Here is a 26,120-nt window from a genome sequence, read left to right on the forward strand (position 1 = left end):
GCGCCTTGTCGTCTGCCGTCTCGCACCCCGGCCAGACCAGCCACACCGTCCCCGCCACGAGTCCGACCCCGAGGAGCCCACCCGATGTTCGAGGCCGTCGAGGGCATGCGCGAGGAGCACGCCGACCTCGAGCGGCGCCTCTCGCTCCCCGAGACCCATGCCGACCAGCGCCTGGCCAAGCAGCTCAACCAGCGCTACGCCGAGCTGACGGCGGTCGTCTCGACCTGGCAGGAGTGGCTGCGGCTCGGCGACGACATCGAGGCCGCGCGCGAGCTCGCCGCCGACGACCCCGCGTTCGCGGCCGAGGCCGACGACCTCGCGGCTCGCCGTGAGGCAGCGGGCGAGCGCCTCCGGCGGTTGCTGGTGCCCCGCGACGCTGCCGACGGCAAGGACGCGCTGCTCGAGATCAAGTCGGGGGAGGGCGGCGAGGAGTCGGCGCTCTTCGCCGGCGACCTGCTGCGGATGTACTCCCGCTACGCCGAGACCCGCGGCTGGAGCGTCGAGATCCTCGACGCGACCGAGTCCGACCTCGGCGGCTACAAGTCCGTCACCGCCGCGGTCAAGGCCCGCGGCGCCGTCGAGCCCGGCCGCGCGCCCTACGCGCTCCTCAAGTTCGAGGGCGGCGTGCACCGCGTCCAGCGCGTGCCGGTCACCGAGTCGCAGGGGCGCGTCCACACCTCGGCCGCCGGCGTGCTCGTGATGCCCGAGGCCGAGCAGGTCGACGTCACGATCGACGACAACGACCTGCGCATCGACGTCTTCCGCTCGAGCGGGCCCGGTGGGCAGAGCGTCAACACCACCGACTCGGCCGTGCGGATCACCCACCTGCCGACCGGGATCGTGGTGAGCTGCCAGAACGAGAAGAGCCAGCTGCAGAACAAGGAGCAGGCCATGCGCATCCTGCGCGCGCGGCTGCTCCAGGCCGCGCAGGACGCCGCCGACGCCGAGGCCAGCCAGGCCCGGCGCTCGCAGGTGCGCACCGTCGATCGCTCCGAGCGGATCCGCACCTACAACTACGCCGAGAACCGGATCAGCGACCACCGCACCGGCTACAAGGCCTACAACCTCGACCAGGTGCTCGACGGCGACCTCCAGCCGGTGCTCGACTCGTGCGTGGAGACCGACATGGCCGCCAGGCTCGCGGCGCTCGAGTCGTGAGGCAGCTGCGCCGCGCCGCGGCCGAGCGCCTGCGCGAGGCGGGGGTGGCCTCGCCCGAGCGCGACGCCGACCTGCTGCTCGCCCACGTCCTGGACGTCCCGCTCGGTCGACTGCCGCTGGTCGACGCCCTGGCTCCCGAGCAGGAGGCGGCGTACGACGCGCTGGTGGCGCGCCGGGCCGCCCGCGAGCCGTTGCAGCACCTGACCGGCACCGCCGCCTTCCGCCACGTCGAGCTGGCCGTCGGCCCCGGGGTCTTCGTGCCGCGACCCGAGACCGAGCTCCTCGCCGGCTGGGCCGTCGAGGAGGCGAGCGCCGTCCCCGGTGTGCCGGTCGTCGTCGACCTGTGCACCGGCTCGGGGGCGATCGCCGCGGCCGTCAAGGACGAGGTGCCGCACGCCGACGTGCACGCCGTCGAGCTGAGCCCGGAGGCCCACGCCTACGCCCGGACCAACCTCGCCGACGTCGACCTGCGCCTCGGCGACGCGTTCGCCGCCTTCGACGACCTGGCCGGCACCGTCGACGTGGTGGTCTGCAACCCGCCCTACATCCCGCTGGAGGCATGGGAGTCGGTGGCCGTCGAGGCCCGCGACCACGACCCGCACCTCGCACTGTTCTCCGGCCAGGACGGCCTCGACGCGATGCGGCTGCTCGAGCGGCGCGCGGCGGTGCTGCTGCGGCCCGGGGGAGTGGTGGGAGCCGAGCACGCCGACGTCCAGGGCGAGTCGGCTCCGGGCGTCTTCGCCGCCACCGGGCGGTGGGTCGAGGTCCGCGACCACACCGACCTCGCGGGTCGGGCGCGCTTCCTCACGGCTCGGCTGGCACGATGAGCGTCGTGGACAGGCGTGCGACCTCGACCGAGGAGGAGCGGGAGGCGGCGGTCAGCGCCGCCGCGGCCGCCGTACGCCGTGGCGAGCTGGTGGTCATCCCCACCGACACCGTCTACGGCATCGCCGCCGACGCGTTCTCCCACGACGCCGTGCGGGCACTGCTCGAGGCCAAGGGGCGCGGCCGTGACATGCCGCCGCCGGTGCTCGTCTCGGCCGCCACCACCCTCGACGCGCTCGCCGAGCGGGTGCCGCCGTGGGCGCGCACGCTGGTCGAGGAGTTCTGGCCCGGCCCGCTGACCCTCGTGTGCCACCAGCAGGGCTCGCTGATGTGGGACCTCGGCGAGACCCGGGGCACCGTCGCGGTGCGGATGCCCGACGACGAGGTGGCGCTCGCCGTCCTCGAGCGCACCGGCCCTCTCGCGGTCAGCTCGGCCAACCTCACCGGCCGTCCCGCGGCCACCGATGCCGACCAGGCCGAGGAGATGCTCGGCGACGCGGTGGCCGTCATCGTCGACGCCGGCCCCTCGCCGGGCGGCGAGGCGTCCACCATCGTCGACGTCACGGTCCCGGACGGACGGGTGCTGCGCCTCGGCGCGCTCTCGCTGGAGCAGCTCAACGCGGCGATCGAGGAGCACGGCGTGGTGCTCCAGGACCAGGGATAGGCGGATGCGGGAGTACCTCCTCGTCTTCCTGGTCGCCCTCTCGGTGACCTACCTGCTGACCGTCATCGCCCGCGAGATCGCCCTGCGCACCGGTGCGGTGGCCGCGGTCCGCGACCGTGACGTGCACGCCGAGCCGATCCCCTACCTCGGCGGCCTGGCCATGCTCGGAGGCCTCTCCGCCGCCTACCTCGTGGCGCGCGAGCTGCCCTTCCTGGGCCAGCGCAGCGAGGGCTTCGTCTTCAAGGACGCCGGCGTGGTGCTCCTCGCCGGGGCGCTGGTCTGCGCCGTCGGCGTCATCGACGACATCTTCGACCTCGACGCCCTGACCAAGCTGGGCGGGCAGGTCCTCGCCGCCGGGCTGCTGGTCGCGATGGGGGTGCGCTTCTACTACTTCCCGGGTGCCGACGGCACGCAGTTCTCACTCGACGACGTGCAGGGCGCGGTGCTGACCCTGGTCGTGGTGATCGGCACGATGAACGCCGTCAACTTCGTCGACGGCCTCGACGGGCTGGCGGCCGGCGTGGTGGGCATCGGCGCGGCCGCGTTCTTCTTCTACTGCTACTTCGCCTCGGCGCAGGCCAACCTCACGCTCGCGACCACGGGGGCGCTGCTGAGCGCCGCGCTGGCGGGGGCGTGCGCCGGGTTCCTGCCCCACAACTTCCACCCCGCGCGCCTGTTCATGGGCGACTCCGGGTCGATGCTGATCGGGCTCGTCCTCTCGGCGAGCGCGCTGACGCTCACCGGCCAGTTCGTCGGCATGCCCGTCACGACCGGCAACAGCCTGTTCGTGACCGTGCTGCCGGTGCTGCTGCCGATCTCCCTGCTGATGGTGCCGATCGTCGACCTGGTGCTGGCGGTCGTGCGACGCACGCGGGCGGGCCGCTCGCCGATGAGCGCCGACAAGCAGCACCTGCACCACCGGCTCCTCGAGATCGGCCACTCGCAGCGCCGCGCGGTGCTGATCATGTGGACGTGGGCGTTCACGATCGCCACCGGCGCGGTCGTGGTGAGCCTGTTCGACGCCGCGTGGGTGTGGTGGAGCGTGGGCACGATGCTGGCGCTGGCGGTCGCCCTGACGTTCGTGCTGCCCAAGATGCACCGCCCGCGCAAGACCGGCCTCGGCGACACCGGACTGCCCCACAACGCGACCGTGGAGGGGCGGGCCGACGAGCCCGCGGCGGGTCCCTGAATTCAGCCGTTCGACGACTTTGTGATAGTTTTCACGAGCGTACCCGCACCGCCCGCACCAGACCAGACAGGCCGCCGACATGACGACCGAGACCAGCGAGAGCAGCGCGGTCACCCGCCGCCGCAGCCTCGCGGCGGGCGCGCGAGTCGTCGCCGGTGCCGCGGTCGCGACGGTGCTCGCCGGCGCCGTGCTGGTGGCCCTCGCCGCCGTGGTGCACGGGTCGGAGGCCGCTGCCGCTGCCGCCGTGGGGGCGGGCCTGGTGGTGCTGGTCGTGTCCTTCGGCACGCTGTCGCTGCACGTCGTCGCCAGCGCGATGCCGACGGCGTCCCTGCTGGTCGCCCTGGCGACCTACGCGACGCAGCTCGCGATCGTGCTGCTGGTGTTCGTGGCCATCACCCGGGGCGGGTTGTTCCCCGGCGACCAGGCCCGTGGCTGGCTGGCCGCCTCGATGGTGCTCGCCACCGTCGTGTGGACCGCCGCTCACCTCGTGCTGACCGCGCGGCAGCGCACGCCCTACTTCGACCTCCCCGGGGGTGAGTCGTGAGTGCCACGACTGCTAAAGTCCGCAGCGCCATGGCCGAGTCCGGTGCCTCTTCCTCCCAGCCGTCGCGCATCAGTGCCCCCAGCTACCTGGTGGCGGGGGTGCTCTTCTACGGGGCGGTCGGTTGGCTGCTGGACCAGTGGCTGGACACCCGCTTCCTCGTGGCGGCGGGGGTCCTGCTCGGAGGCGCGCTGGGCACCTACATGATGGTCGTGCAGCTCAACCGCCAGACGGCCGCCGAGCACGAGCGCGACGGCGGCACGAGCAACACGCGTCACACCACGAGCAACACGAACAACGAGGAGTCGGAGTGATCATCAGCCAGCCTGTCGCGGCAGAGGGCGGTTCGGGATTCCACGCCCCCGGCCCCGGGAGCTTCGAGCTGCCGCCGATCTTCGGTGACGTCACCAAGCCGATGGTGCTGCTGGTCCTGTCGGCGGTGCTGGTCTTCGGGTTCTTCTACGCCGCCTCGCGCAAGGCCTCGCTCGTGCCGGGCCGCCTGCAGTTCGCCGGCGAGATGATGTACGGCTTCGTGCGCAACAACATGGCTCGCGACAACATCGGCAGCGAGCACTACATGAAGTTCGTGCCCTACCTCTTCACGCTGTTCACCTTCATCCTGGTGAACAACTACTACGGCGTGATCCCCTTCCTGCAGTTCCCCAGCTTCTCCCGCATCGGCTTCATCGTGCCGCTCGCCATGCTGAGCTGGCTGATCTACGTCGGTGCCGGCGTCTGGAAGCACGGCCCGCTCGGCTACCTCAAGCACGCCACCATGCCCGGCGGCGTCAAGGGTCCGATCCTGCTGCTGCTCGTGCCCCTGGAGTTCTTCTCCAACATCATCATCCGCCCGGTCACGCTCACGCTGCGTCTGTTCGGCAACATGTTCGCCGGCCACCTGCTGCTGATCCTGTTCGCGACCGGCGGCGCGGCCCTGCTGGCCAGCGGCAACATCCTCTACGGCGCCGTCGGCGTGCTGTCCTTCGGGCTCGGCATCGGCGTCAGCTTCCTGGAGATGCTGGTCATGTTCCTCCAGGCCTACGTCTTCACCCTCCTGAGCTCGATGTACATCGGCGAGGCCCTCGCCGACGAGCACTGATCCGCACCACCCACAAGTTTCGCCAAACAGCGGCGCGAGAGACGCGTCGCCGACGAAAGGAAAAGCCGTGGAAGGCTCCATCAACCTGGTCGGTCTCGGCCTGTCCGCCATCGGTCCCGGCGTAGGCATCGGCCTCATCTTCGCCGCGTTCATCTCCGGTGTCGCCCGCCAGCCCGAGGCCCAGAGCCGTCTGCAGTCGATCGCGATTCTCGGCTTCGTTCTCGCCGAGGCGCTCTTCATCATCACCGTCGCGCTCGCGTTCGTCCTGCCTCTCTGACGACCGTCGCACCCCAGCTCTAGACCGTAGGAGTTCGACTCATGGACCACATCGTCCTGGCGGCGGCGGAGGGCGAGACCCACAGTCCGGTGCTGCCGGTCTGGTCAGAGGTCATCCTCGCCCTCATCGTCTTCGCGATCCTCTATGTCCTCGTGACGAAGTTCGTCGTCCCGATGTTCGAGAAGACGTTCGCGGAGCGCACGGCGGCCATCGAGGGTGGGCTCAGCGCGGCCGAGTCCAAGCAGGCCGAGGCCGACGCCAAGCTCGCCGAGCTCGAGAAGCAGCTCGCCGACGCCCGGCACGAGGCGGCGCGCATCCGTGAGGAGGCGCGCGAGCAGGGCGCCGCGATCATCGCCGAGATGCGGGAGCAGGCCCAGGCCGAGTCCACCCGGATCGTGGAGCACGGCAAGACGCAGATCGAGGCCGAGCGCCAGCAGGCGGTCACCTCGCTGCGGGCCGAGGTCGGCGCCCTGGCGACCGGTCTCGCCGGTCGCATCGTCGGCGAGAGCCTGGACGACGAGGCTCGCCAGAGCCGCGTGGTCGACCGGTTCCTCTCCGAGCTCGAGGCGCGCGGCGGCACCACCGCAGGGAGTGTCAACTGATGTTCCGAGGTGCGTCTGCCGACGCGTACGCCGCCACCGCCGGTGCCCTCACGGGCGCCGGTGACGCGGGGACCGTCGGTCGGGAGCTGTTCGGCGTGGCGGACCTGCTCCGCGCCGAGCCCGCGCTGCGGCGGGTCATGACCGATGCGTCGATCGACGGCGACGCGAAGGCCGGCCTGCTCCGCGAGGTGCTGGCCGGCAAGGTCTCCGAGCTGGCGCTCGCCGTGGTGACCATCGCGGTCGGGCAGCGCTGGACCAACGGCCGCGACCTCGCCGACGCCCTCGAGCGTCTCGGCGTGGTCTCGGTGGTGACGTCGGCCGGCGGCGACGCCGGTCGGCTCGAGGACGAGCTGTTCGCCTTCGGACAGGTCGTGAAGGACAACCCCGGGCTGCGCGACGCGCTGTCCGACCCGGCCCGCAGCCGCGACGACAAGTCGCGCCTGCTGGCCGACCTGCTGGGGGACAAGGTGCTCCCGGCGACGGTGGCGCTGGTGCAGCAGTCGCTGTCCGGCAGCTACCGCACGGTCGGGGTGGCCCTGGCCGACTACCAGAAGGTGGCCGCAGAGGTCCGCGGCCAGGGAGTCGCGACCGTCCGCGTCGCGCGTCCCCTGTCCGACGCCGACCGCCAGCGGCTGGCCGACGCCCTCTCCCGCAACTACGGTCGGGAGATCCACCTCAACGTCGTCGTCGACCCCGAGGTCATCGGCGGCATCCGCGTCGAGACCGGTGACGACGTGATCGACGGGACGGTCTCCAGCCGTCTCGACGAAGCCCGCCGCCGCCTCGCCGGCTGAGCACCCCGGCGCCAGGCACGCCACCCAGCACCACCCAGAACCTTCGAGCAGACCAGACCAGGAACAGGTGAGATGAGATGACGGAGCTTTCCATCCGTCCGGACGAGATCCGGGACGCGCTCCAGCGCTTCGTGTCCGACTACAAGCCCGACACGGCGACCACGGAGGAGGTCGGCACCGTCGCGGAGGCCGGCGACGGCATCGCCCGCGTCAGCGGCCTGCCCTCGGTCATGGCCAACGAGCTGCTCGAGTTCGAGGACGGCACGCTGGGCATCGCCCTCAACCTCGACACCCGCGAGATCGGCGTCGTGGTCCTCGGTGACTTCGACAAGATCGAGGAGGGCCAGCCGGTCCGCCGCACCGGCGAGATCCTCTCCGTCCCGGTCGGCGACGGCTACCTCGGCCGCGTGGTCGACCCGCTCGGCACCCCGATCGACGGTCTCGGCGACGTCGAGACCTCCGGTCGTCGCCCCCTGGAGCTCCAGGCCGCGTCCGTGATGGAGCGCAAGTCGGTGCACGAGCCGCTCGCGACCGGCATCAAGGCCATCGACGCGCTGACCCCGATCGGCCGTGGCCAGCGCCAGCTGATCATCGGTGACCGCGCGACCGGCAAGACCACGATCGCGATCGACACGATCATCAACCAGAAGGCCAACTGGGAGTCGGGCGACCCGGAGAAGCAGGTCCGCTGCATCTACGTCGCCATCGGCCAGAAGGGCTCGACCATCGCCTCCGTGCGTGGCGCGCTCGAGGAGGCCGGCGCCCTGGAGTACACGACCATCGTGGCCTCCCCGGCGTCCGACTCGGCGGGCTTCAAGTACCTCGCCCCCTACACCGGCTCGGCCATCGGCCAGCACTGGATGTACGAGGGCAAGCACGTCCTCATCGTCTTCGACGACCTCACCAAGCAGGCCGAGGCCTACCGTGCCGTGTCGCTGCTGCTGCGCCGCCCGCCGGGCCGCGAGGCCTACCCGGGCGACGTGTTCTACCTGCACAGCCGGCTGCTCGAGCGCTGCGCGAAGCTGTCCGACGAGATGGGCAAGGGCTCGATGACCGGCCTGCCGATCATCGAGACCAAGGCCAACGACGTCTCGGCGTTCATCCCGACCAACGTCATCTCGATCACCGACGGCCAGATCTTCTTGCAGTCCGACCTCTTCGCGGCCAACCAGCGCCCTGCCATCGACGTGGGCGTCTCGGTCTCGCGTGTGGGCGGCTCGGCGATGACCAAGGCGATGAAGGCCGTCACCGGCTCGCTCAAGGTCGACCTGGCGCAGTTCCGCGCGATGGAGGCGTTCGCCATGTTCGCCTCCGACCTCGACGCGGCCTCGCGCCAGCAGCTCGATCGCGGTCAGCGGCTGATGGCCCTGCTCAAGCAGCCGCAGTACTCGCCGTACCCGGTCGAGGAGATGACCGCCTCGCTGTGGCTCGGCACCACCGGCCGCCTCGACCGCGTCCCGACCGACGACGTGCTGCGCTTCGAGCACGAGTTCCTCGACTACCTGCGGCGCAGCCACGAGGGCATCCTCGCCGGCATCCGTGAGACCACGAAGTTCGACGACGACGCCGACGCCGAGCTCGCGAGCGCCTACGACTCCTTCCTCGACCAGTTCGAGACTTCCGACGGCCAGAGCATCAAGGCCGGCAAGGAAGAGCACGTCGCCCTCGCGGACGAGGACGTCGAGCAGGAGCAGATCGTCAAGCAGAAGCGGAGCTGACGCAATGGCCCTCTCCGTACGCGAGTACCGCGCGCGGATCAAGTCGACGGAGTCGATGAAGAAGATCACGCGTGCGATGGAGCTCATCGCTGCCTCGCGGATCATCAAGGCCCAGCAGCGCGCGCAGGCGGCTGCGCCCTACGCCCGCGAGCTGACCCGCGCCGTGTCGGCCGTGGCGACGTTCTCCAACGTCGACCACGCGCTGACCACCGAGCCGGCGGACCCCAAGCGGGCCGCCGTCCTGGTGGTCACCTCCGACCGCGGCCTGGCCGGCGCCTACTCCTCGAGCGTGCTCAAGGAGGCCGAGCGCCTCGTCGAGAAGCTCAAGGGCGAGGGCAAGGACGTCGACCTCTACACCAGCGGTCGCAAGGGTGAGGCCTACTTCAAGTTCCGTCAGCGCGACGTCGTGCGGGCCTGGACGGGCTTCTCCGACCAGCCCACCTACGACGTCGCGGCCGAGATCGGCGCCACGCTGATCGCGGCGTTCCTCGCTGACGAGGACGACGACACCGACGCCCGGCCGGTCGACGAGGTCCACGTGGTCTTCACGCGGTTCCGCTCGATGCTCAGCCAGGAGCCCACGGCCGTACGACTCCTCCCGCTGGAGGTCGTCGAGGGCACCGAGCCGCCCGCCGAGGGCGACCTGCTGCCCCTCTACGAGTTCGAGCCGTCTCCGTCCGACGTGCTCGACTCCCTGCTGCCGCGCTACGTCCAGAGCCGGATCTTCTTCGCCCTGCTGCAGGCGGCCGCCTCCGAGCTGGCCGCCCGCCAGAAGGCGATGAAGTCCGCGACGGACAACGCCGACGAGCTCATCAAGAAGTACACCCGAATCGCCAACCAGGCCCGCCAGGCCGGCATTACCCAGGAAATCAGCGAGATCGTCGGTGGCGTCAACGCCCTTGCCGACGCCAACGCCGGGAGTGAGTGAGAGAAATGACTGCCACTGTTGAAGAGACCACCACGAGCGGCAACGCCGGCTCGGTCGGTCGCATCACGCGCGTCATCGGCCCGGTCGTGGACATCGAGTTCCCGACCGACGCCATGCCGGCGATCTACAACGCCCTGAAGGTCGACCTGACCCTGAGCGGCGAGACCACGACGATCACCCTCGAGGTCGCCCAGCACATCGGTGACGGCATGGTCCGTGCCATCTCGATGAAGCCGACCGACGGCCTCGTCCGAGGCGCCCAGGTGACCGACACGGGTGAGTCCATCACCGTGCCCGTCGGCGACGCGACCCTCGGCAAGGTGTTCAACACCACCGGTGACTGCCTCAACCTGGCGGAGGGCGAGACCCTCGACGTCAAGGAGCGGTGGGGCATCCACCGCAAGGCCCCGGCGTTCGACCAGCTCGAGGCGAAGACCCAGATGTTCGAGACCGGCATCAAGGTCATCGACCTGCTCACCCCCTACGTGCAGGGCGGCAAGATCGGCCTGTTCGGTGGTGCCGGCGTCGGCAAGACCGTGCTCATCCAGGAGATGATCGCCCGCGTCGCCAAGGACCACGGTGGCGTGTCGGTGTTCGCCGGTGTCGGCGAGCGCACCCGTGAGGGCAACGACCTCATCGTCGAGATGGAGGAGGCCGGCGTCATCGGCCAGACCGCCCTGGTCTTCGGCCAGATGGACGAGCCGCCGGGCACCCGCCTGCGGGTCGCCCTGTCGGCGCTGACGATGGCGGAGTACTTCCGCGACGTGCAGCAGCAGGACGTGCTGCTCTTCATCGACAACATCTTCCGCTTCACCCAGGCGGGCTCCGAGGTCTCCACGCTCCTGGGCCGCATGCCGTCGGCGGTGGGCTACCAGCCCAACCTCGCCGACGAGATGGGCCAGCTGCAGGAGCGCATCACCTCGACGCGTGGTCACTCGATCACCTCGATGCAGGCGATCTACGTGCCCGCCGACGACTACACCGACCCTGCGCCCGCCACGACGTTCGCGCACCTCGACGCCACGACGGAGCTCTCGCGAGAGATCGCCTCGCTCGGCATCTACCCGGCCGTCGACCCGCTGACGTCGACCTCGCGGATCCTCGACCCGCAGTACATCGGCGAGGAGCACTACCGCTGCGCGGTGCGGATCAAGCAGATCCTGCAGCGCAACAAGGAGCTCCAGGACATCATCGCCATCCTCGGTGTCGACGAGCTCTCCGAGGAGGACAAGATCATCGTCTCCCGGGCGCGTCGCATCCAGCGGTTCCTGTCGCAGAACACCTACGTGGCCAAGCAGTTCACCGGCATCGAGGGCTCGACCGTCCCGGTGGCCGACACCATCGAGGCGTTCAACAAGATCGCCGACGGCGAGTACGACCACGTGGCCGAGCAGGCCTTCTTCATGTGCGGCGGTCTGGACGACGTCGAGAAGAAGTGGGCCGAGATCCAGAAGAGCCTCTGATGGCCTCCACCGACAAGTCCCTCCAGGTCGAGCTGGTCGCCGCCGACCGGCTCGTCTGGTCGGGCCAGGCCACGATGGTCATCGCCCGCACCACCGAGGGCGACGTCGGCATCCTGCCCAACCACGCCCCGCTGCTGTCCTCGATCATCGAGGGTGTGGTGGACGTGCAGACGGTGGACGGAGAGACCTGGATCGCCGCGGTCGACGCCGGCTTCTTGTCGGTGGCCGACAACCGGGTCTCGATCCTGTCGGAGCGGGCCGAGATGTCGCACGAGATCGACCTGGAGAAGGCACGCCAGGAGCTCGAGCGGGCCCAGGCCTCCGGCGAGAACGACGACGCCGCCAACGAGGCCGTGAGGCGTGCCGAGGCGCGGATCCGCGCCGTGGAGCGGGCCTCCTGACGAGGCCTCCGAGCTGACTCGCTAGGGTGGGCGCACGAACCGACCGGTTCGTGCGCTCACTGCGTTTCGGAGGGTGTGGATGGCGGTCTGGGAATGGGCGCTCGACATCGTCGGGCTCTGCCTTCTCCTCGTCCTGCTCTACGGCATCACCCTCATCGTCCGCCGCCGCCTCCTCGCGCGCCACGGCGGCACCTTCGAGCTCAGCTACCGCGCGCGCACCGATCACCCTGGTCGCGGCTGGCTGCTGGGCATCGGTCGCTACTCGGGCCAGACGCTGGAGTGGTTCCGGATCTTCTCGCTGTCGCCGCGCCCCAAGCGCGTGTGGGCGCGCGACCACCTCGAGTACACCGGCCGCCGCTCGCCGGAGGGGGCCGAGGAGATGTCGCTCTACGCCGGGCACCTGGTGGCGAGCTGCCGCTACGACGGCGAGCCGCTGGAGATCGCGATGAGCGAGGCGTCGCTCACCGGCTTCCAGTCGTGGCTGGAGTCGGGCCCGCCCGGCACGGACTGGAACCGGCGCCAGTAGCGTGCCCGCGCTGAGGGTCGCCCGCAACGCGGTCGGGCTGACGTTCTTCCTCAACGGGCTCGTCTTCGCCAGCTGGGTCTCGCGCATCCCGGAGGTCCGCTCCGGCTTCGACCTCACCAACGGCCAGCTCGGGCTCGTGCTCCTCGCGATCGCGCTCGGCTCCGTGCTCGCCCTGCCCACGACGGGCGCCGCGATCAACGCGCTGGGCACCGTGCGCGTCGTGCGGCTCGGGGCCACGGCGGCGGCGCTCGGCATGGCGGCCGCCGCCCTCGGCCTGGGCCACCTGCTCGCGGTGACCGTCGCGGGGCTGTTCGTCTACGGCCTCGGCATCGGGGTGTGGGACGTGGCGATGAACGTGGAGGGCGCCGAGGTCGAGCGGGGCCTGCGCCGCACGATCATGCCCCGCTTCCACGCCGGGTTCAGCGCGGGCACCGTGGTCGGCGCGCTCGCGGGCGCGCTGCTGATCGAGCTCGGCGTGCCCGCCGCCGTCCACCTCGTCGCGGTGGTCGCGGTGTCCGTCGCGCTGGTGTGGCGCTCCTCGCCGTCGTTCCTGCCCGTGGCCGATCGGCACCAGGAGAGCGCCGCGTCGGCGGCGCGTGCGTGGCTCGAGCCGCGCACGCTCCTCATCGGCGTGATGGTGCTGGCGCTGGCGATGACGGAGGGCACCGCCAACGACTGGCTCGCCGTCGCGCTCGTCGACGGCCACGACGTCTCGCACGCGGTCGGCGTCGCGGGCTTCGCGGTCTTCGTGCTGGCGATGACCGCCGGCCGGTTCGCCGGCACCGGGCTCATCGACCGGTTCGGCCGGGTGGCGGTGCTCTGGGCCACCATGGTCGTCGCCGCCGTGGGGGTGCTGCTGATGGTGCTGGCCGACCACCCGGCACTCGTGGTCACCGGCATCGTGCTGTGGGGGATCGGTGCCTCGCTCGGCTTCCCCGTCGGGATGAGCGCGGCCGCCGACGACCCGGCCCGGGCCGCGGCGCGGGTGAGCGTGGTGTCGACGATCGGCTACGCAGCGTTCCTCGCCGGACCGCCGCTCCTGGGGTTCGTCGGCGACCGGGTCGGCACGCTCGACGCGCTGCTGGTGGTCGCGCTGCTGCTGGTGCCCGCCGCCCTCGTCGTGCCCGCCGCCCGCGAGCAGCGGACGGGGGAGCGGCCGGCCGCCGGCGAGGGGCCCTAGGCCCAGCGCGCGGAGTCGGGGGTCGGCTCCGGGGCGTCCTCCTCGGAGTGCGTCAGCCTGTGGGCGCCCGTCGGGTCAGCGGTCGCCGCCGGGCACCCAGAGCACGTCGCCGTTGGCGCGGTTGGCGTGGCGGGCGAGGATGAACAGCAGGTCTGAGAGCCGGTTGAGGTAGGTGATGGCGAGGATGTTCATGGTCTCCTCGTGCTCGGCCCAGGCCGCCCACGCGGCCCGCTCCGCGCGTCGCGCCACCGTGCGCGCCACGTGCAGGTTGGCCGCGGCGACGGTGCCGCCGTTGAGGATGAACGACCGCAGGGCGGGCAGGTGCTCGTTGTAGTGGTCGCACCACGCCTCGAGGCGGTCGACGTAGTCCTGCTCCACGCGCAGCGGCGGGTACTCCGGGTCGGGCACCACCGGGGTGCAGAAGTCGGCGCCGACGTCGAAGAGGTCGTTCTGCACCCGGGTGAGCACCTCGACGACGTCGTCCTCCAGTCCGCCGTGGGCGAGGGTGACGCCGATGTGGGCGTTGGCCTCGTCGACGCAGGCGTACGCCTCGAGCCGCGGGTCGGTCTTCGAGGTCTCGCTCATGTCGCCGAGCCGGGTGCGGCCGGCGTCACCGGTGCGGGTGTAGATGCGCGTCAGGTTGACCATGGGCGGAGCCTAACGGGCCGGACTCGCCGGAAAAGATGAGGCACGGGGGCAACCTCGCGAGGTACAACTACGTCAGGAGAGGTGACAGCAGTCACAGCAGGCGTCGGGGGACGCCGGTGAGGAGCACCGGATGGACATCGTCTCGGACGGTCACACGCTCGTCCTGCACGGAGCGTTCGACGTGCGCAGCACCGGCGAGGTGCGCCACGCGATCTACGAGCACCTCGACGGGCTCGACGACGACGTGGTCATCGACATGACCGACGTGTCGACCATCGACGCCACGGCCCTCCGTGTCCTGGTGGTCGCCACCCGCCACGCGTGGCTGTCGGGACACAGCCTCACCGTCCGCAACCCCGGGCCCGCCGTGCGCCGGATGGCCCACCTCACCCGCCTCGCCCACGCCATCGAGGTCGAGCGGGTGGCCGCGACCGCCTGACGGTCCGAGGTGAGGCATCAGTCACAGCCCGCGGCGGTGACTGACGGGTAACCGCCGCCCTACTGTGTCGCCATGACGGAATCTGCGGCTCCGGTCCACCAGAAGGACCGCCCCTGGGTGATGCGCACCTACGCCGGCCACTCCACGGCCGAGGCCTCCAACGCGCTCTACCGCACCAACCTGGCCAAGGGCCAGACCGGCCTCAGCGTCGCCTTCGACCTGCCGACGCAGACCGGCTACGACCCCGACAGCCCGCTCAGCCGCGGCGAGGTCGGCAAGGTCGGCGTGCCCGTCCCGCACCTCGGCGAGATGCGCAAGCTCTTCCGCGACATCCCGCTGACGGAGATGAACACCTCGATGACGATCAACGCGACGGCCATGTGGCTGCTAGCGATGTACCAGGTCGTCGCCGAGGAGCAGAACCCCGACCTCGCGCCCGACGAGGTCGCCCACCTGCTCGCCGGCACGACCCAGAACGACATCATCAAGGAGTACCTCTCCCGGGGCACCTACGTCTTCGGGCCCGAGCCGTCGCTGCGGCTGATCGGCGACCTGATCGCCTACACCGTCCACGAGATCCCGAAGTGGAACCCGATCAACATCTGCAGCTACCACCTGCAGGAGGCCGGCGCGACGCCCGTGCAGGAGCTGGCCTACGCCATGTGCACCGCGATCGCCGTGCTCGACCAGGTGAGGGGCTCGGGGCAGGTCTCGGAGGACGACTTCGAGAAGGTCGTCGGCCGGATCTCCTTCTTCGTCAACGCCGGTGTCCGCTTCATCGAGGAGACCTGCAAGATGCGCGCGTTCGTGCGGCTGTGGGACGAGATCACCCGCGAGCGCTACGGCGTGCAGGACCCGAAGATGCGCCGCTTCCGCTACGGCGTCCAGGTCAACTCGCTCGGCCTCACCGAGGCGCAGCCCGAGAACAACGTGCAGCGCATCGTGCTCGAGATGCTCGGCGTCACCCTGTCCAAGGACGCCCGCGCCCGCGCCGTGCAGCTCCCCGCGTGGAACGAGGCCCTCGGCCTCCCGCGTCCGTGGGACCAGCAGTGGTCGCTGCGCTTCCAGCAGGTGCTCGCCTACGAGTCCGACCTGCTGGAGTACGACGACATCTTCGCCGGCAGCCACGTGATCGAGGCCAAGGTGGCCGAGCTGGTCGAGGGCGCCCGGGCCGAGATCGAACGGGTCCAGGCGATGGGTGGCGCCGTCGCCGCCGTCGAGTCGGGCTACATGAAGCAGAACCTCGTCTCGGCGCACGCCGCGCGCCGCGCCCGGATCGAGTCGGGCGAGGAGGTGGTGGTCGGCGTCAACAGGTTCGAGACGACCGAGCCGTCCCCGCTGACCGCCGACCTCGACGCCGCCATCCAGGCCGCCGACCCGGAGGCGGAGCGCTCGGCGCTGGCCAGCCTGGAGGCGTGGCGGGCCGAGCGCGACGAGATCGCGGTGGCCGAGGCGCTGGCCGCGCTGGCCGAGGCGGCGAAGACCGACGCCAACCTGATGCACCCCACGCTCGTCGCCGCCCGCGCTGGCGCGACGACGGGGGAGTGGGCCGGCACCCTGCGCGAGGTCTTCGGCGAGTTCCGCGCGCCCACCGGCGTCAGCGGCGCGGTGGGCGTGGCCGACGCCGGTGCCGAGCTCGGCGCGGTGCGCGAGCGGGTGCGCCGAACGGGTGAGGAGCTGGGCGGCCGGCTGCGGGTGCTCGTCGGCAAGCCGGGGCTCGACGGGCACTCCAACGGTGCCGAGCAGGTCGCCGTACGCGCCCGCGACGCCGGGTTCGAGGTCATCTACCAGGGCATCCGGCTCACGCCGGAGCAGATCGTCGCCGCCGCGGTGGCCGAGGACGTCCACCTCGTCGGGCTGTCGATCCTGTCCGGCTCGCACATGGAGCTGGTGCCCGACGTGCTCGACGGCCTCGCCGCCGCCGGGCTGGGCGACCTGCCCGTGATCGTCGGCGGCATCATCCCCGCCTCGGACGCCCGGGCGCTCGCCGAGCGCGGGGTCGCCGCGGTCTACACCCCCAAGGACTTCGGGCTCACCGAGATCATGGACGGCTTCGTCGACGTCATCCGTCGCGCCCACGGGCTCGAACCAGAGGTAAGGCAACCCTAACCACATGCTAGGGTCCGGGGCGTGGGCAAGGGCAAGCAGGAGGGCAAGCAGGAGGGCAAGCAGGAGGGCAAGAAGGCGCGGGCCACGGCCAAGGCCGCCGCCCGGACGACCCCGCGCAAGCTCCCCAAGACCGAGTGCTGCGTGTCGAAGAAGCGCTGCGAGCGGTGCCCGCTCCGGATGCTGAAGGAGGGCACGCTGCCCGCCGGCTACACGGTCCACAAGCGCAAGCTGGTGCGACTCGACGGCAAGAAGGTCACCAAGAAGAAGCTCGCCAAGGCCGCCTGAGCCTCATCCCACCCCGTTCGTCCCCGACCCAGGAGCCCACGTGCCGGCACCCCGCTTCATCGACCAGCTCAACACCCAGATCGGCAACGAGCTGGCCGCCCACAACCAGTACCTCGCCTGCGCGATCCACTACGACGCGCTGACCATGCCCCGGATGGCGGCCTTCTTCTACGAGCAGGCGCTCGAGGAGCGGGCACACGCGATGATGATGGTGCAGTACCTCCTCGACACCGACGCCGACGTCGTCGTCCCGGCGGTCCCGGCCCCGCGCTCGGACTTCGCCGACGTCGTGGAGCCCGTGCAGCTCGCGCTCGACCAGGAGCGCACGGTGACCGAGCAGATCAACGGCCTGCTGCGCATCGCCCGGGAGGAAGGCGACTTCGCCTCCGAGCAGTTCATGCAGTGGTTCATCAAGGAGCAGGTCGAGGAGGTCGCCACCATGACCGACCTGCTCGCCGTCACCACACGCAACCGCGACGACATCGAGGACATCGAGGAGTACGTCGCGCGCGAGCAGGGCGCCGAGGGCGTCGACCCGACCGCTCCGCGGCAGGCCGGCGCCTGACGCTGGCAGACTGCGGCCATGGCCACCTTCCCGCGACGCGTCATCGTGGTGGGGGCGGGCGTGGTCGGGCTGACCTGCGCCGTGCGCCTGCTCGAGGCCGGGCACCGCGTCGACGTCGTCGCGCGCGACCTGCCGCTCGAGACCACGTCGGCGATCGCGGCCGCGCTCTGGTACCCCTACCGTGCGCTGCCCCAGGACCACGTGACCGCGTGGTCCGCGACGTCGTACGGCGTCCTCGCGGAGCTCGCCGCCGACGACGAGAGCGGCGTGCGGATGCTCACCGGCACCGAGGTGCTCCGCTCACCGCAGCCCGACCCGTGGTGGCGCTCGGCGGTCCCGTCGCTGGACCGCGAGACGGCGCTGCCGCCGGGCTACGACGACGGATGGACCTTCGTCGCGCCGGTCATCGACATGCCGGTCCACCTCCGCTGGCTGGTCGCTCGGATCGAGGAGCTCGGGGGCACGCTGACCCGGATGAACCTCTCGACGCTGCCCGACGACGGCAGTCTCGTCGTCAACGCGACCGGGCTCGGCGCACGGCACTTCGGCGCGGACCCGACGGTGACACCCGTGCGTGGCCAGGTCGTGGTGGTGGAGCAGGTGGGCCTGGACCGCTGGACGCTCGACGGTGGCGGACTGACGTACGTCGTGCCCCGCAGCGCCGAGATCGTGCTCGGCGGCACCGACGTCGAGGGCGAGTGGAGCCGCACGCCGGACCCGGAGGTCGCCCAGCAGGTGCTGCACCGGGCCTGCGCACTGGTGCCCGAGCTGGAGGGCGCCCGCGTGCTGCGGCACAAGGTCGGGCTGCGGCCCGCGCGGCCCGAGGTGCGCCTCGAGCGGGTCGGCGAGGTCATCCACTGCTACGGCCACGGTGGCGCCGGCGTGACCCTGTCGTGGGGCTGCGCCGACGACGTGGTGGGGCTCGCCGGTGACTGACCTGCAGTGCGCCGCCCGGGTGTTCGTGGCCCGGCACGGCGAGGCGTCCTACGAGAGCGAGCTGCTCAGCGACTCCGGCGGCTGGCTGACCCGGCGCGGGCGCGAGCAGTCGCGCGACCTCGCCGCCCGGCTGGGTGGCGAGCGGGTCGCGGCCGTGTGGTCGAGCCCGATGTCGCGGGCCGTGCAGACGGCCGAGATCGCCGCCGTGGGGCTCGGCGTCGACGTGGTGGTGCGGGAGGGCCTGCGCGAGTTCGGCGTCGGGCACGCGGCGGGCACGACCGGTGACCCGGACCCGTTCGCCAAGACGTTCGCCGCCTGGCTCGGCGGCGACCTGTCCGCCCGGATCCCCGGCGCCGAGACGGGTCTGGAGGTGCTGGCCCGCTACGGCGCCGTCCTCGACGAGGTCGCCGACGCGCACCGCGGCGAGGCGGTGCTCGTGGTCAGCCACGGCGGCGCGACGTGCCTGGCGCTGCCGGTGCTGGCCCGCAACCTCGACCCCGAGCACGCCCTCGACCTGCCGCTGGGCAACTGCGAGCTGGTCGCGCTGGAGGCCGACGCCGACGGCTGGGTCGCCCGGTCGTGGGCGGGGCGCACGCTCGACGGACGGCCGACCGGCCCGCCGGCCTCGGTCAGCGCGTCACGCCGAGCGCCCACAGCAGCGCCACGATCGCGGCCATCACGAGCAGCGCGACGCCCATCCGCGCCGCCATCCCCTTGACCCACAGCGACATCAGGCTCTCGCTGCGCCCGCGGCGATCCAGCGGGACGACGTCGACCACGGCGCGGCGGTCGAGGGGTCCGTAGACGTGCGGATAGGTGTCGTCGCCGACGGGCTCGACGCGTACGTCCGCCGCGGTCAGGCGCGCCGGGTCGATGGTGAGCAGGACCAGGTGCTCGCGGACGTCGCGGTAGTAGCGGTCGAAGACGCCCTGCACCTGGTCACGCCGGCTGGCGTGGATGAACCCCTCCTCCTCGAGGCTGCGCCCGAGGGTCGAGGTCGTGTAGGTCCCGGTGGCCAGGGCCCGTCGCCAGTCGGCCGCCGTGGCGATGTGGAAGATGCGCTCGGGCGGGGTGGCGGTCACCGTGCGAGCGTAGCGAGCCCCACGCCCTCACGACCCCGGGCGAGCGCCGACGCACGATCGTGGAGGATCCGACCTTCCACGAGGTCCGCGCCCGGGCCCCGGTGGTCAGAACAGCCGGTGCTCGGCGTCGTCCATCCCGCGCAGGGCGTCGTAGTCGACCAGGGCGCAGGCGATGCCGCGGTCGGTGGCGAGCACCCGCGCCTGGGGCTTGATCTCCTGCGCCGCGTAGATGCCGCGGACCGGCCCCCGGCTGGTGAGCATCGGGTCGCGGTTGAGGAGCTCGAGGTAGCGGGTGAGCTGCTCGACGCCGTCGATCTCGCCGCGGCGCTTGATCTCGACCGCGACCGACAGGCCGTCGGCGTCGCGGCACATCAGGTCGACCGGACCGATGGCGGTCATGTACTCGCGGCGGACCAGGGTCAGCCCGTCGGCGAGCGTGGCGGGGTGCTCGGCGAGCAGCTCCTGGAGGTGCTTCTCGACGCCGTCCTTCTGCAGGCCGGGGTCGATGCCGAGGTCGTGCGAGCTGTCGTGGAGCACCTCGTCGATGAGGATGCGCAGGGTGTCGTCGGACTTGGTGGCGCTCACCAGCCACTCGGCGCGGCCGTCCTCGGAGAGCCCCTCACGCACCGTGCACGGCGGCGACATCCAGTTGAGCGGCTTGTAGGAGCCGCCGTCGGAGTGGATCAGCACGGAGCCGTCCGACTTCAGCATCAGCACCCGGGTGGCCAGCGGCAGGTGGGCGGTGAGCCGTCCGGCGTAGTCCACCTGGCAGCGCGCGACGACGATCCTCACGACGGGGGAATCTACCGTGCGTCCGTGGTGCGGAGTGGGGGAGCACCCGGGGTGCCGGGGCACCCGCCTGCGTGACGCTTCCCACAGCCCCGCGGGCCCCGCGCCGTGGGAGCATGCGTCCATGACTGACACGCCCGTTCGCGAGTTCACCACCGTCGGCGTCATCGGCCTCGGCACCATGGGCGCCGGCATCGCCGAGGTGTTCGCCCGCAACGGCTACTCGGTCGTCGGCGTGGAGGTCACCGAGGCCGCCGTCCAGCGCGGACGCGAGCACCTGGAGCACTCCACGGCGCGGGCGGTGAAGCGCGAGAAGATGACGCCCGAGGAGCAGGCCGCGCTGCTGGGCCGCGTCACCTTCACCACCTCGATGGCCGACCTGGCCGACGCCGACTTCGTCGTCGAGGCAGTGGTGGAGTCGCTGGAGCTGAAGAAGTCGATCTTCCGCGCGCTCGACGACGTGGTGCGCCCCGACGCGATCCTGGCCACCAACACCTCGTCGCTGAGCGTCACCGAGATCTCGACGGCCAGCTCCCGGCCGGGACGGGTCGTCGGCGTGCACTTCTTCAACCCCGCGCCGGTGCAGGACCTCGTCGAGATCGTCCGCACCGTGGTCACCGAGCCCGACGTCCTGGCGAGCGTGCAGGGACTGCTGCGCAGCGTCGGCAAGAACCCCGTCGTGTGCGGCGACAAGGCGGGCTTCATCGCCAACACCCTGCTGTTCGGCTACCTCAACCACGCCGTGTCGATGTACGAGGGCAAGTACGCCTCGCGCGAGGACATCGACGCGGCGATGCGCTTCGGCTGCGGCTACCCGATGGGCCCTCTGGCGCTGCTCGACCTGATCGGCCTCGACACGGCCTACGAGATCCTCGACACGATGTACAAGCAGGGCCGCGACCGCCTGCACGCCCCCGCGCCGATCCTCAAGCAGTACGTCACCGCCGGCCTGCTGGGCCGCAAGTCGGGACGTGGCTTCTACACCTACGAGGCGCCCGACAGCCCGGTGGTCGTCGCGGACGCCCAGACCCCGAGCTCGGAGGACAAGCCCCAGCTGCGCCACGACGTCGAGCTCGTCGGCGTCGTCGGCACGGGCACCATGGCGTCGGGGATCGTGGAGGTCTTCGCGAAGGCCGGCTACGACGTGGTCTTCACCGGCCGCGGGCAGGACAAGGTCGACGGCGTCGTCGCGGGCATCACCAAGAGCTTCGACAAGCAGATCCAGCGCGGCCGGGCCACCGAGGAGCAGAAGGCCGACGCCCTGGCCCGGGTGCGCGGCACCACCTCGCTCGACGACCTCAAGGACGTGGACCTCGTGGTCGAGGCCATCGCCGAGGACCTCGCGGTCAAGACCACCCTGTTCGAGAACCTCGACGAGATCTGCAAGCCGGGCGCGATCTTGGCGACGACCACCTCGTCGCTCCCGATCATCTCCATCGCCAGGGCGACCTCGCGCCCGCAGGACGTCATCGGCATGCACTTCTTCAACCCGGCCGCGGTCATGAAGCTGGTCGAGGTGGTCTCCACCGTGGCCACCGACGAGGCCGTCACCGAGACCGTGCTCGCGATCGCCGAGAAGGTCGGCAAGGTGCCGGTGAGGTGCGGGGACCGCTCGGGCTTCATCGTCAACGCGCTGCTCTTCCCCTACCTCAACGACGCCGTCAAGATGCTGGAGGCGCACTACGCCACGGCCGACGACATCGACACCGCGATGAAGCAGGGCTGTGCGCTGCCGATGGGGCCGTTCGAGCTGCTCGACGTGGTGGGCAACGACGTGTCGCTGGCCATCCAGCGCGAGCTCTACCTGGAGTTCCGCGAGCCGGGCTTCGCCCCGGCACCGCTGCTCGAGCACCTGGTCACCGCCGGCTACCTCGGGCGCAAGGCCGGTCGCGGCTTCCGCGACTACAGCAGCCGCTGAGCCGGCCGGCACCTCAGTCGAGGCAGAACTCGTTGCCCTCGGGGTCGGTCATCACCAGGTGACCCGCGTCCATCGGGGGTGACGGCTCGTGACGCTCCACCCGCGTCGCGCCGAGGGCCACGAGACGCTCGGACTCGGTCTCCAGCGCGGACATCCGCTCCTCGCCCTCGAGGCCGGGGGCGGCGCGCAGGTCGAGGTGCACGCGGTTCTTCGCCGCCTTGCCCTCGGGCACGCGCTGGAAGAACAGCCGCGGCCCCACGCCGTCGGGGTCCTGCGCCGCGGACGCGGAGTTCCACTCCGACTCGGGCACGCCGACCTCGCGGAGGAAGTCGTGCCACGCCTCGAAGACGTCCTGGCCCGGCGCGAGCTCGCGCCCGGGTGGTGGCGGGTTGACGTAGCCCATGGCGGCTGCCCAGAAGCGGGAGAGCGTCTCGGGGTCGTGGGCGTCGAAGGTCACCTGGATGGTCCGGCTCATCCCGTCATCCTGCACCCGCCCACCGACAGTCAGCGGTTGTCGACCACCAGGGCCGCGAGCCGCGCCCGCGTGTTGATGTCGAGCTTGCGGTAGATGTGGGTCAGGTGCGCGTCGACGGTCCGCGGTGAGACGTAGAGCTCCTGGGCGATCTGGCGGCTCGTCAGGCCGTGGGCGACCCGGTCAGCGACCTGCCGCTCAGCGGGGGTCAGGACGTCGAGCACCGAGGGGCGCAGGGACGGCGCGCCGACGAAGATCTCCGTCACGAGCGCGACGGCGTGCGCGGACAGGTCGTCGCCGTCGAGCCACTCCGCGGGCGGCCGGCTCGCGGGCACCACGTCATAGTCGGCGGAGTAGCCCCAGCGCACCGCCATCCGCGGGCTGCGCAGCGCCAACGCCGCCGCCGCGAGCGAGCGCGCCTCGGGCAGCTCGCGTGCCCGGGCCACGCCCGCGAGGCCGTCGAGCACGTCGGCGGCGCGGAGCGGCAGGCGCATCGTGGCGCACTGCTCGAGCGCGGTGAGGTAGGTGGTGGTGGCCTGGTCGAGGTCGTCGAGCTGGACCAGCGCCCGCCCGAGCAGCAGCCGGGCGTCGACGCCGTCGCGTCCGAGCCGCGCCGAGTCGGCCAGCGCGACGACGTCGGCGGCGAGTCCGGCGGCCTGGCGCGCGTCGCCCCGGGCCAGCAGCTCGCGGCCGTCCTGGGCCAGCACCGGCAGCCGCACCGCCCAGGGCAGCGTCTCGCGCACGACGTCGCTGGGCACCCAGGTCGGATCGAGACCGCGCAGCAGTGTCTCGGCCAGCAGCCCGACCCGGTCCTCGGCCAGCTCGCGGGCCTCGACGACGACCGCGCGGGTGCCGGCGACGGCCTCGGCGATGCGGCCCTGCTCGAGCGCGATGCGGGCCAGGATGGTGCGCGCGGACAGGTCGATCCAGCGCTCGTCGCGGGTCGTACGAGACGGCATCGCGTCCGCCACGGCCCGGGTGGCCTCGGCGAAGCGGCCCTGCGAGGCGTAGAGGTCGGCCAGCGTGCGCGTGGCCTGCCGGCCGATCGACCCGTCGGGGTCGAGCTCGATGGCGCGCCTGGCCTCGGACTCCGCGCTCGCCAGGTCGCCGGCGTCGAGGTGCATCTCGGCGCGGATCGAGGCCGTCTTGGCGAGCTGCTCCTCGGGACGGGGGGCCGACGAGGCGTGCTGGTCGGCGCGCTCGAGCAGCCACAGCCCCTCGTAGGTGCCGCGCATCTCGGAGGCGGCGATGCCCGCGCGACGCGCCACCTGCGCGCCGATGGCGGGCGGGCCGTCGCCGCTCGCGAGGGCCCCCTCGAGGATCTCGACGGCCTCCCGGGCGCGCATCGAGGTGTAGAGGGAGGAGAAGATGCGGTTGGCCACGGAGTAGCCCTCGGCCCGGGTGGCCGGGTCGGCGCACGCGGCGAGGACCGCCTGGCGCATCGCGGGCAGGTCGCCGAGCCACTCGGCGTCGGCCGCGCCGTAGTTGTCGTGGGCGGGCGCGTGCGCCTGGGCCCAGGCGAGGAGGCCGGTGCGGACCGCCGCCTCGTCGTCGGGCCCGGCGAGGACGCGGGCCCGACCGCGGATGGGCGAGAGCATGTCGAAGCGACCCTGGGCGTCGACCTCGAGGAGGCTGCGGCGCACCAGGTTGCCGGCGAGCTCGGCGGCCTCGGGCACCGGCACGTCGAGCACCTGCGCGAGCACCCCGAGCCCGACGCCGAAGTCGAGCAGGCCGATGCGGCGCAGCGCGGTGGCGCTGGCGGGGTCGAGGAGGTCGTGGGCGGAGTCGACGGCCTGGTCCAGGCTCACGGTGGCCATCGCGTTGCTGAGCCCGACGAGCGCCGACTGCACGGCGACCTGCTCGATCAGCAGCGGCAGGCCACCGGTGGCGCGCAGCAGGCGGCGTACCTCGGGCGCCTGCACGTCGAGGTCGACCCGCTGGCCCCCGGCCGCGCGGATGCGCTGGAGGAACAGCTCCACCGCGGGTCCCTCGAGCGGCCCGCGGACAGAGGGGACGGGCAGCGGTCCGACCCGGACGACCGACTCGGCGGGCTGGCCGGCCGTCGTCAGCGCCGTGACGACCACGCGCGCGTCGGTGGTGCCCTCCAGCACCGACTGCAGCACCGGGCCGGCGCCGGTGGTGTCGAGGTCGAGCCCGTCGAGCACGAGCAGGCAGTCGCGGCCGTCGACCGCGCGCCCCAGCGCGCCGACCAGCGAGTCGCCCGGGGCGGTCTCCGCGCCCAGGCTCTCGAGCGCCGCCACGAGCACCTCGTCGAGGGTGCGGAGGGTGCGCGCGTCGACCCAGGACACGGGCACGCCGGCGGCCGCGTGGCGCACCAGCAGGGTCTTGCCGCTGCCGGGCGGGCCCACGACCGTCACCCACCGCGCCTCCCCGAGGGCCTCCTCCAGTGCTCGCTGGACGTCGTCGCGACCGAGACAGGGGGACAGCACGGGTACGAATCTATCGCCCCCGGGGACCGCAGTTAGGTAGGACTACGGATGCCGGGCCGGCCTCCGTCGCGGGAGGGTTGGCGTACGCCGAGGGGACGGGGCCGCGCGAGGGGATGGCCCCGCCGCCCACCGGCCGCTTGTCAGGGCAGGTCGCACATCGTCGGGGGTCGATGGGCGACCTGCCCTCGCAGGTCTCGCCCCGCCTTCGCGGGCCGCCGCGAACGGGCGCCGGATCCGGTGCGGGCACGTTGTCGCGACTGCGTAGGCTTGAGCCATGGAACTCGTGCTCGTGCTGATCGTCCTCGGCGGGCTCACCGCGGTCGCGGTCGCCGCGGGGCGGACGGGCAAGAAGCGTGAGCTGGCGCGCGCCGAGGCGGAGGTCGCCCCCGTGAGGAGGCTCGCCGAGGAGGACGTCACCGCCCTCGGCGTGGAGCTGCAGGACCTCGACATCGACCTGGCCGGCGAGCCGCTCGACGCCGGTGCCAACGCCGACTACCAGCGCGCCCTCGACTCCTACGAGTCGGCCAAGACGGCTGCCGCGGGACTCACCCGCGCCGAGGACGTCAAGCACGTCACCGAGATCCTCGAGGACGGGCGCTACGCGATGGCGTGCGTGCGAGCGCGGGTCGCGGGCGAGCCGCTGCCCCAGCGCCGCCCTCCGTGCTTCTTCGACCCCCGGCACGGCCTGTCGGTCGCCGACGTCCCGTGGACCCCGCCCGGCGGCGCCCCGCGCGACGTGCCGGCCTGCGCGCTCGACATCGAGCGGGTGCGGGCCGGCGCCGAGCCCGACATCCGCAAGGTGATGGTCGGCTCGCGCCGCGTGCCCTACTGGCAGGGCGGGCGCGCCTACCAGCCCTACGCCCAGGGCTACTTCGGTGCCTTCTCGCCGATGGACTGGATGTTCATGGGCATGCTGTTCGGGGGCGGCTTCGACGGCCTCGGTGAGGGGATCGGGGCGATCGGTGAGGGGATCGGCGACCTGTTCGGCGGCATCGGCGACGGCATCGGCGACCTCTTCGACGGCTTCGACTTCTGAGTCCGGTCACCACCCGCACCGACCGG

29 protein-coding genes are annotated in these 26,120 nt (G+C 72.0%); 24 read left to right on the forward strand and 5 right to left on the reverse strand.

Features of this window, described 5'->3' with window-relative positions:
- Positions 1 to 84 precede the first annotated feature (84 nt).
- The 16 genes from prfA (at position 85) to AC3X7Z_RS16575 (ending at position 13,365) form a co-directional block, all read left to right on the forward strand.
- Positions 85 to 1,158, forward strand: a complete 1,074-nt coding sequence (gene prfA / locus AC3X7Z_RS16500; RefSeq protein ID WP_186341634.1) for a peptide chain release factor 1 — start codon at positions 85 to 87, stop codon at positions 1,156 to 1,158.
- Positions 1,155 to 1,985 carry a peptide chain release factor N(5)-glutamine methyltransferase gene (prmC, locus tag AC3X7Z_RS16505; RefSeq protein ID WP_489976624.1) on the forward strand — a complete coding sequence of 277 codons (831 nt, stop codon included), beginning with the start codon at positions 1,155 to 1,157 and terminating at the stop codon, positions 1,983 to 1,985. Before prfA ends, prmC begins: the two co-directional genes overlap by 4 nt.
- On the forward strand, positions 1,982 to 2,647 hold the full coding sequence (locus AC3X7Z_RS16510) for an L-threonylcarbamoyladenylate synthase (RefSeq protein WP_489976625.1): 666 nt from the start codon (positions 1,982 to 1,984) through the stop codon (positions 2,645 to 2,647). The genes prmC and AC3X7Z_RS16510 overlap by 4 nt, the downstream gene beginning before the upstream one ends.
- Before the next feature lie 4 nt (positions 2,648 to 2,651).
- On the forward strand, positions 2,652 to 3,836 hold the full coding sequence (locus tag AC3X7Z_RS16515) for an MraY family glycosyltransferase (protein WP_186341637.1): 1,185 nt from the start codon (positions 2,652 to 2,654) through the stop codon (positions 3,834 to 3,836).
- Between the two features lie 79 nt (positions 3,837 to 3,915).
- The gene (locus tag AC3X7Z_RS16520; protein ID WP_489976626.1) at positions 3,916 to 4,380 is read left to right on the forward strand and encodes a hypothetical protein; all 465 of its coding nucleotides are present in this window, start codon (positions 3,916 to 3,918) and stop codon (positions 4,378 to 4,380) included.
- Positions 4,381 to 4,409: 29 nt separating this feature from the next.
- A complete protein-coding gene (locus AC3X7Z_RS16525; protein ID WP_489976627.1) occupies positions 4,410 to 4,691 on the forward strand; it encodes an AtpZ/AtpI family protein in 282 nt (93 codons plus the stop codon).
- The gene (gene atpB / locus AC3X7Z_RS16530) at positions 4,688 to 5,476 is read left to right on the forward strand and encodes a F0F1 ATP synthase subunit A (protein ID WP_489976628.1); all 789 of its coding nucleotides are present in this window, start codon (positions 4,688 to 4,690) and stop codon (positions 5,474 to 5,476) included. The genes AC3X7Z_RS16525 and atpB overlap by 4 nt, the downstream gene beginning before the upstream one ends.
- A gap of 67 nt (positions 5,477 to 5,543) precedes the next feature.
- Positions 5,544 to 5,753: an ATP synthase F0 subunit C gene (gene atpE, locus AC3X7Z_RS16535; RefSeq protein ID WP_030482691.1), complete on the forward strand. Its 210-nt coding sequence runs from the start codon at positions 5,544 to 5,546 to the stop codon at positions 5,751 to 5,753.
- A 41-nt stretch (positions 5,754 to 5,794) separates the two neighbouring features.
- On the forward strand, positions 5,795 to 6,355 hold the full coding sequence (locus AC3X7Z_RS16540; RefSeq protein WP_186341640.1) for a F0F1 ATP synthase subunit B: 561 nt from the start codon (positions 5,795 to 5,797) through the stop codon (positions 6,353 to 6,355).
- Positions 6,355 to 7,149 (forward strand): F0F1 ATP synthase subunit delta, encoded by a 795-nt coding sequence (locus AC3X7Z_RS16545; protein ID WP_186341641.1) that lies wholly within the window; start codon positions 6,355 to 6,357, stop codon positions 7,147 to 7,149. The genes AC3X7Z_RS16540 and AC3X7Z_RS16545 overlap by 1 nt, the downstream gene beginning before the upstream one ends.
- 77 nt (positions 7,150 to 7,226) lie before the next feature.
- A complete protein-coding gene (gene atpA, locus AC3X7Z_RS16550; protein ID WP_186341642.1) occupies positions 7,227 to 8,867 on the forward strand; it encodes a F0F1 ATP synthase subunit alpha in 1,641 nt (546 codons plus the stop codon).
- A gap of 4 nt (positions 8,868 to 8,871) precedes the next feature.
- Positions 8,872 to 9,795 carry a F0F1 ATP synthase subunit gamma gene (locus AC3X7Z_RS16555; RefSeq protein ID WP_186341643.1) on the forward strand — a complete coding sequence of 308 codons (924 nt, stop codon included), beginning with the start codon at positions 8,872 to 8,874 and terminating at the stop codon, positions 9,793 to 9,795.
- Positions 9,796 to 9,800: 5 nt separating this feature from the next.
- Positions 9,801 to 11,258, forward strand: coding sequence for a F0F1 ATP synthase subunit beta (gene atpD / locus AC3X7Z_RS16560; RefSeq protein WP_186341644.1), 1,458 nt, complete (start codon positions 9,801 to 9,803; stop codon positions 11,256 to 11,258).
- A complete protein-coding gene (locus tag AC3X7Z_RS16565) occupies positions 11,258 to 11,659 on the forward strand; it encodes a F0F1 ATP synthase subunit epsilon (RefSeq protein WP_186341645.1) in 402 nt (133 codons plus the stop codon). Before atpD ends, AC3X7Z_RS16565 begins: the two co-directional genes overlap by 1 nt.
- Positions 11,660 to 11,738: 79 nt before the next feature.
- A complete protein-coding gene (locus tag AC3X7Z_RS16570) occupies positions 11,739 to 12,185 on the forward strand; it encodes a DUF2550 domain-containing protein (RefSeq protein ID WP_186341646.1) in 447 nt (148 codons plus the stop codon).
- Between the two features lies 1 nt (position 12,186).
- Positions 12,187 to 13,365, forward strand: a complete 1,179-nt coding sequence (locus AC3X7Z_RS16575; protein ID WP_489976629.1) for an MFS transporter — start codon at positions 12,187 to 12,189, stop codon at positions 13,363 to 13,365.
- Positions 13,366 to 13,440: 75 nt separating this feature from the next.
- Here the strand turns inward: AC3X7Z_RS16575 and AC3X7Z_RS16580 are convergent, their stop codons facing one another.
- A complete protein-coding gene (locus AC3X7Z_RS16580; protein ID WP_186341648.1) occupies positions 13,441 to 14,013 on the reverse strand; it encodes a cob(I)yrinic acid a,c-diamide adenosyltransferase in 573 nt (190 codons plus the stop codon).
- A gap of 130 nt (positions 14,014 to 14,143) precedes the next feature.
- Here AC3X7Z_RS16580 and AC3X7Z_RS16585 point away from each other — a divergent pair, with 130 nt between their 5' ends.
- The 6 genes from AC3X7Z_RS16585 to AC3X7Z_RS16610 all read left to right on the forward strand — a co-directional run bounded on the left by AC3X7Z_RS16585 (position 14,144) and on the right by AC3X7Z_RS16610 (position 19,065).
- The gene (locus AC3X7Z_RS16585; protein WP_186341649.1) at positions 14,144 to 14,452 is read left to right on the forward strand and encodes an STAS domain-containing protein; all 309 of its coding nucleotides are present in this window, start codon (positions 14,144 to 14,146) and stop codon (positions 14,450 to 14,452) included.
- Between the two features lie 72 nt (positions 14,453 to 14,524).
- Positions 14,525 to 16,561 (forward strand): protein meaA, encoded by a 2,037-nt coding sequence (locus AC3X7Z_RS16590; RefSeq protein WP_489976630.1) that lies wholly within the window; start codon positions 14,525 to 14,527, stop codon positions 16,559 to 16,561.
- A 21-nt stretch (positions 16,562 to 16,582) separates the two neighbouring features.
- Entirely contained in the window at positions 16,583 to 16,846 is a 264-nt protein-coding gene (locus AC3X7Z_RS16595) for a hypothetical protein (protein WP_489976631.1), read from the forward strand.
- A 40-nt stretch (positions 16,847 to 16,886) separates the two neighbouring features.
- Positions 16,887 to 17,411: a ferritin gene (locus AC3X7Z_RS16600; protein ID WP_186341651.1), complete on the forward strand. Its 525-nt coding sequence runs from the start codon at positions 16,887 to 16,889 to the stop codon at positions 17,409 to 17,411.
- 18 nt (positions 17,412 to 17,429) lie between these two features.
- Positions 17,430 to 18,347, forward strand: coding sequence for an FAD-dependent oxidoreductase (locus AC3X7Z_RS16605; RefSeq protein WP_489976632.1), 918 nt, complete (start codon positions 17,430 to 17,432; stop codon positions 18,345 to 18,347).
- Positions 18,340 to 19,065 carry a histidine phosphatase family protein gene (locus AC3X7Z_RS16610; RefSeq protein ID WP_489976633.1) on the forward strand — a complete coding sequence of 242 codons (726 nt, stop codon included), beginning with the start codon at positions 18,340 to 18,342 and terminating at the stop codon, positions 19,063 to 19,065. Before AC3X7Z_RS16605 ends, AC3X7Z_RS16610 begins: the two co-directional genes overlap by 8 nt.
- Here AC3X7Z_RS16610 and AC3X7Z_RS16615 read toward each other — a convergent pair.
- Entirely contained in the window at positions 18,977 to 19,429 is a 453-nt protein-coding gene (locus AC3X7Z_RS16615) for a DUF952 domain-containing protein (protein ID WP_241005364.1), read from the reverse strand. The genes AC3X7Z_RS16610 and AC3X7Z_RS16615 overlap by 89 nt on opposite strands.
- Positions 19,430 to 19,534: 105 nt before the next feature.
- Positions 19,535 to 20,221 (reverse strand): endonuclease NucS, encoded by a 687-nt coding sequence (gene nucS / locus AC3X7Z_RS16620; RefSeq protein WP_186341654.1) that lies wholly within the window; start codon positions 20,219 to 20,221, stop codon positions 19,535 to 19,537.
- A gap of 121 nt (positions 20,222 to 20,342) precedes the next feature.
- Here nucS and AC3X7Z_RS16625 point away from each other — a divergent pair, with 121 nt between their 5' ends.
- Positions 20,343 to 22,136 carry a 3-hydroxyacyl-CoA dehydrogenase family protein gene (locus tag AC3X7Z_RS16625; RefSeq protein WP_489976634.1) on the forward strand — a complete coding sequence of 598 codons (1,794 nt, stop codon included), beginning with the start codon at positions 20,343 to 20,345 and terminating at the stop codon, positions 22,134 to 22,136.
- Positions 22,137 to 22,149: 13 nt separating this feature from the next.
- On the opposite strand, the gene AC3X7Z_RS16630 is transcribed toward AC3X7Z_RS16625, so the two are convergent.
- Complete coding sequence (locus AC3X7Z_RS16630) at positions 22,150 to 22,611, reverse strand: VOC family protein (protein WP_186341656.1); 462 nt, start codon at positions 22,609 to 22,611, stop codon at positions 22,150 to 22,152.
- A 29-nt stretch (positions 22,612 to 22,640) separates the two neighbouring features.
- A complete protein-coding gene (locus tag AC3X7Z_RS16635) occupies positions 22,641 to 25,058 on the reverse strand; it encodes a LuxR C-terminal-related transcriptional regulator (RefSeq protein ID WP_489976635.1) in 2,418 nt (805 codons plus the stop codon).
- Positions 25,059 to 25,332: 274 nt separating this feature from the next.
- Between AC3X7Z_RS16635 and AC3X7Z_RS16640 the strand changes: the two genes are divergently transcribed.
- Complete coding sequence (locus AC3X7Z_RS16640) at positions 25,333 to 26,094, forward strand: hypothetical protein (protein ID WP_186341658.1); 762 nt, start codon at positions 25,333 to 25,335, stop codon at positions 26,092 to 26,094.
- The last annotated feature ends 26 nt before the right edge of the window (positions 26,095 to 26,120 follow it).

Source organism: Nocardioides sp. Z24_21 (assembly GCF_058134345.1).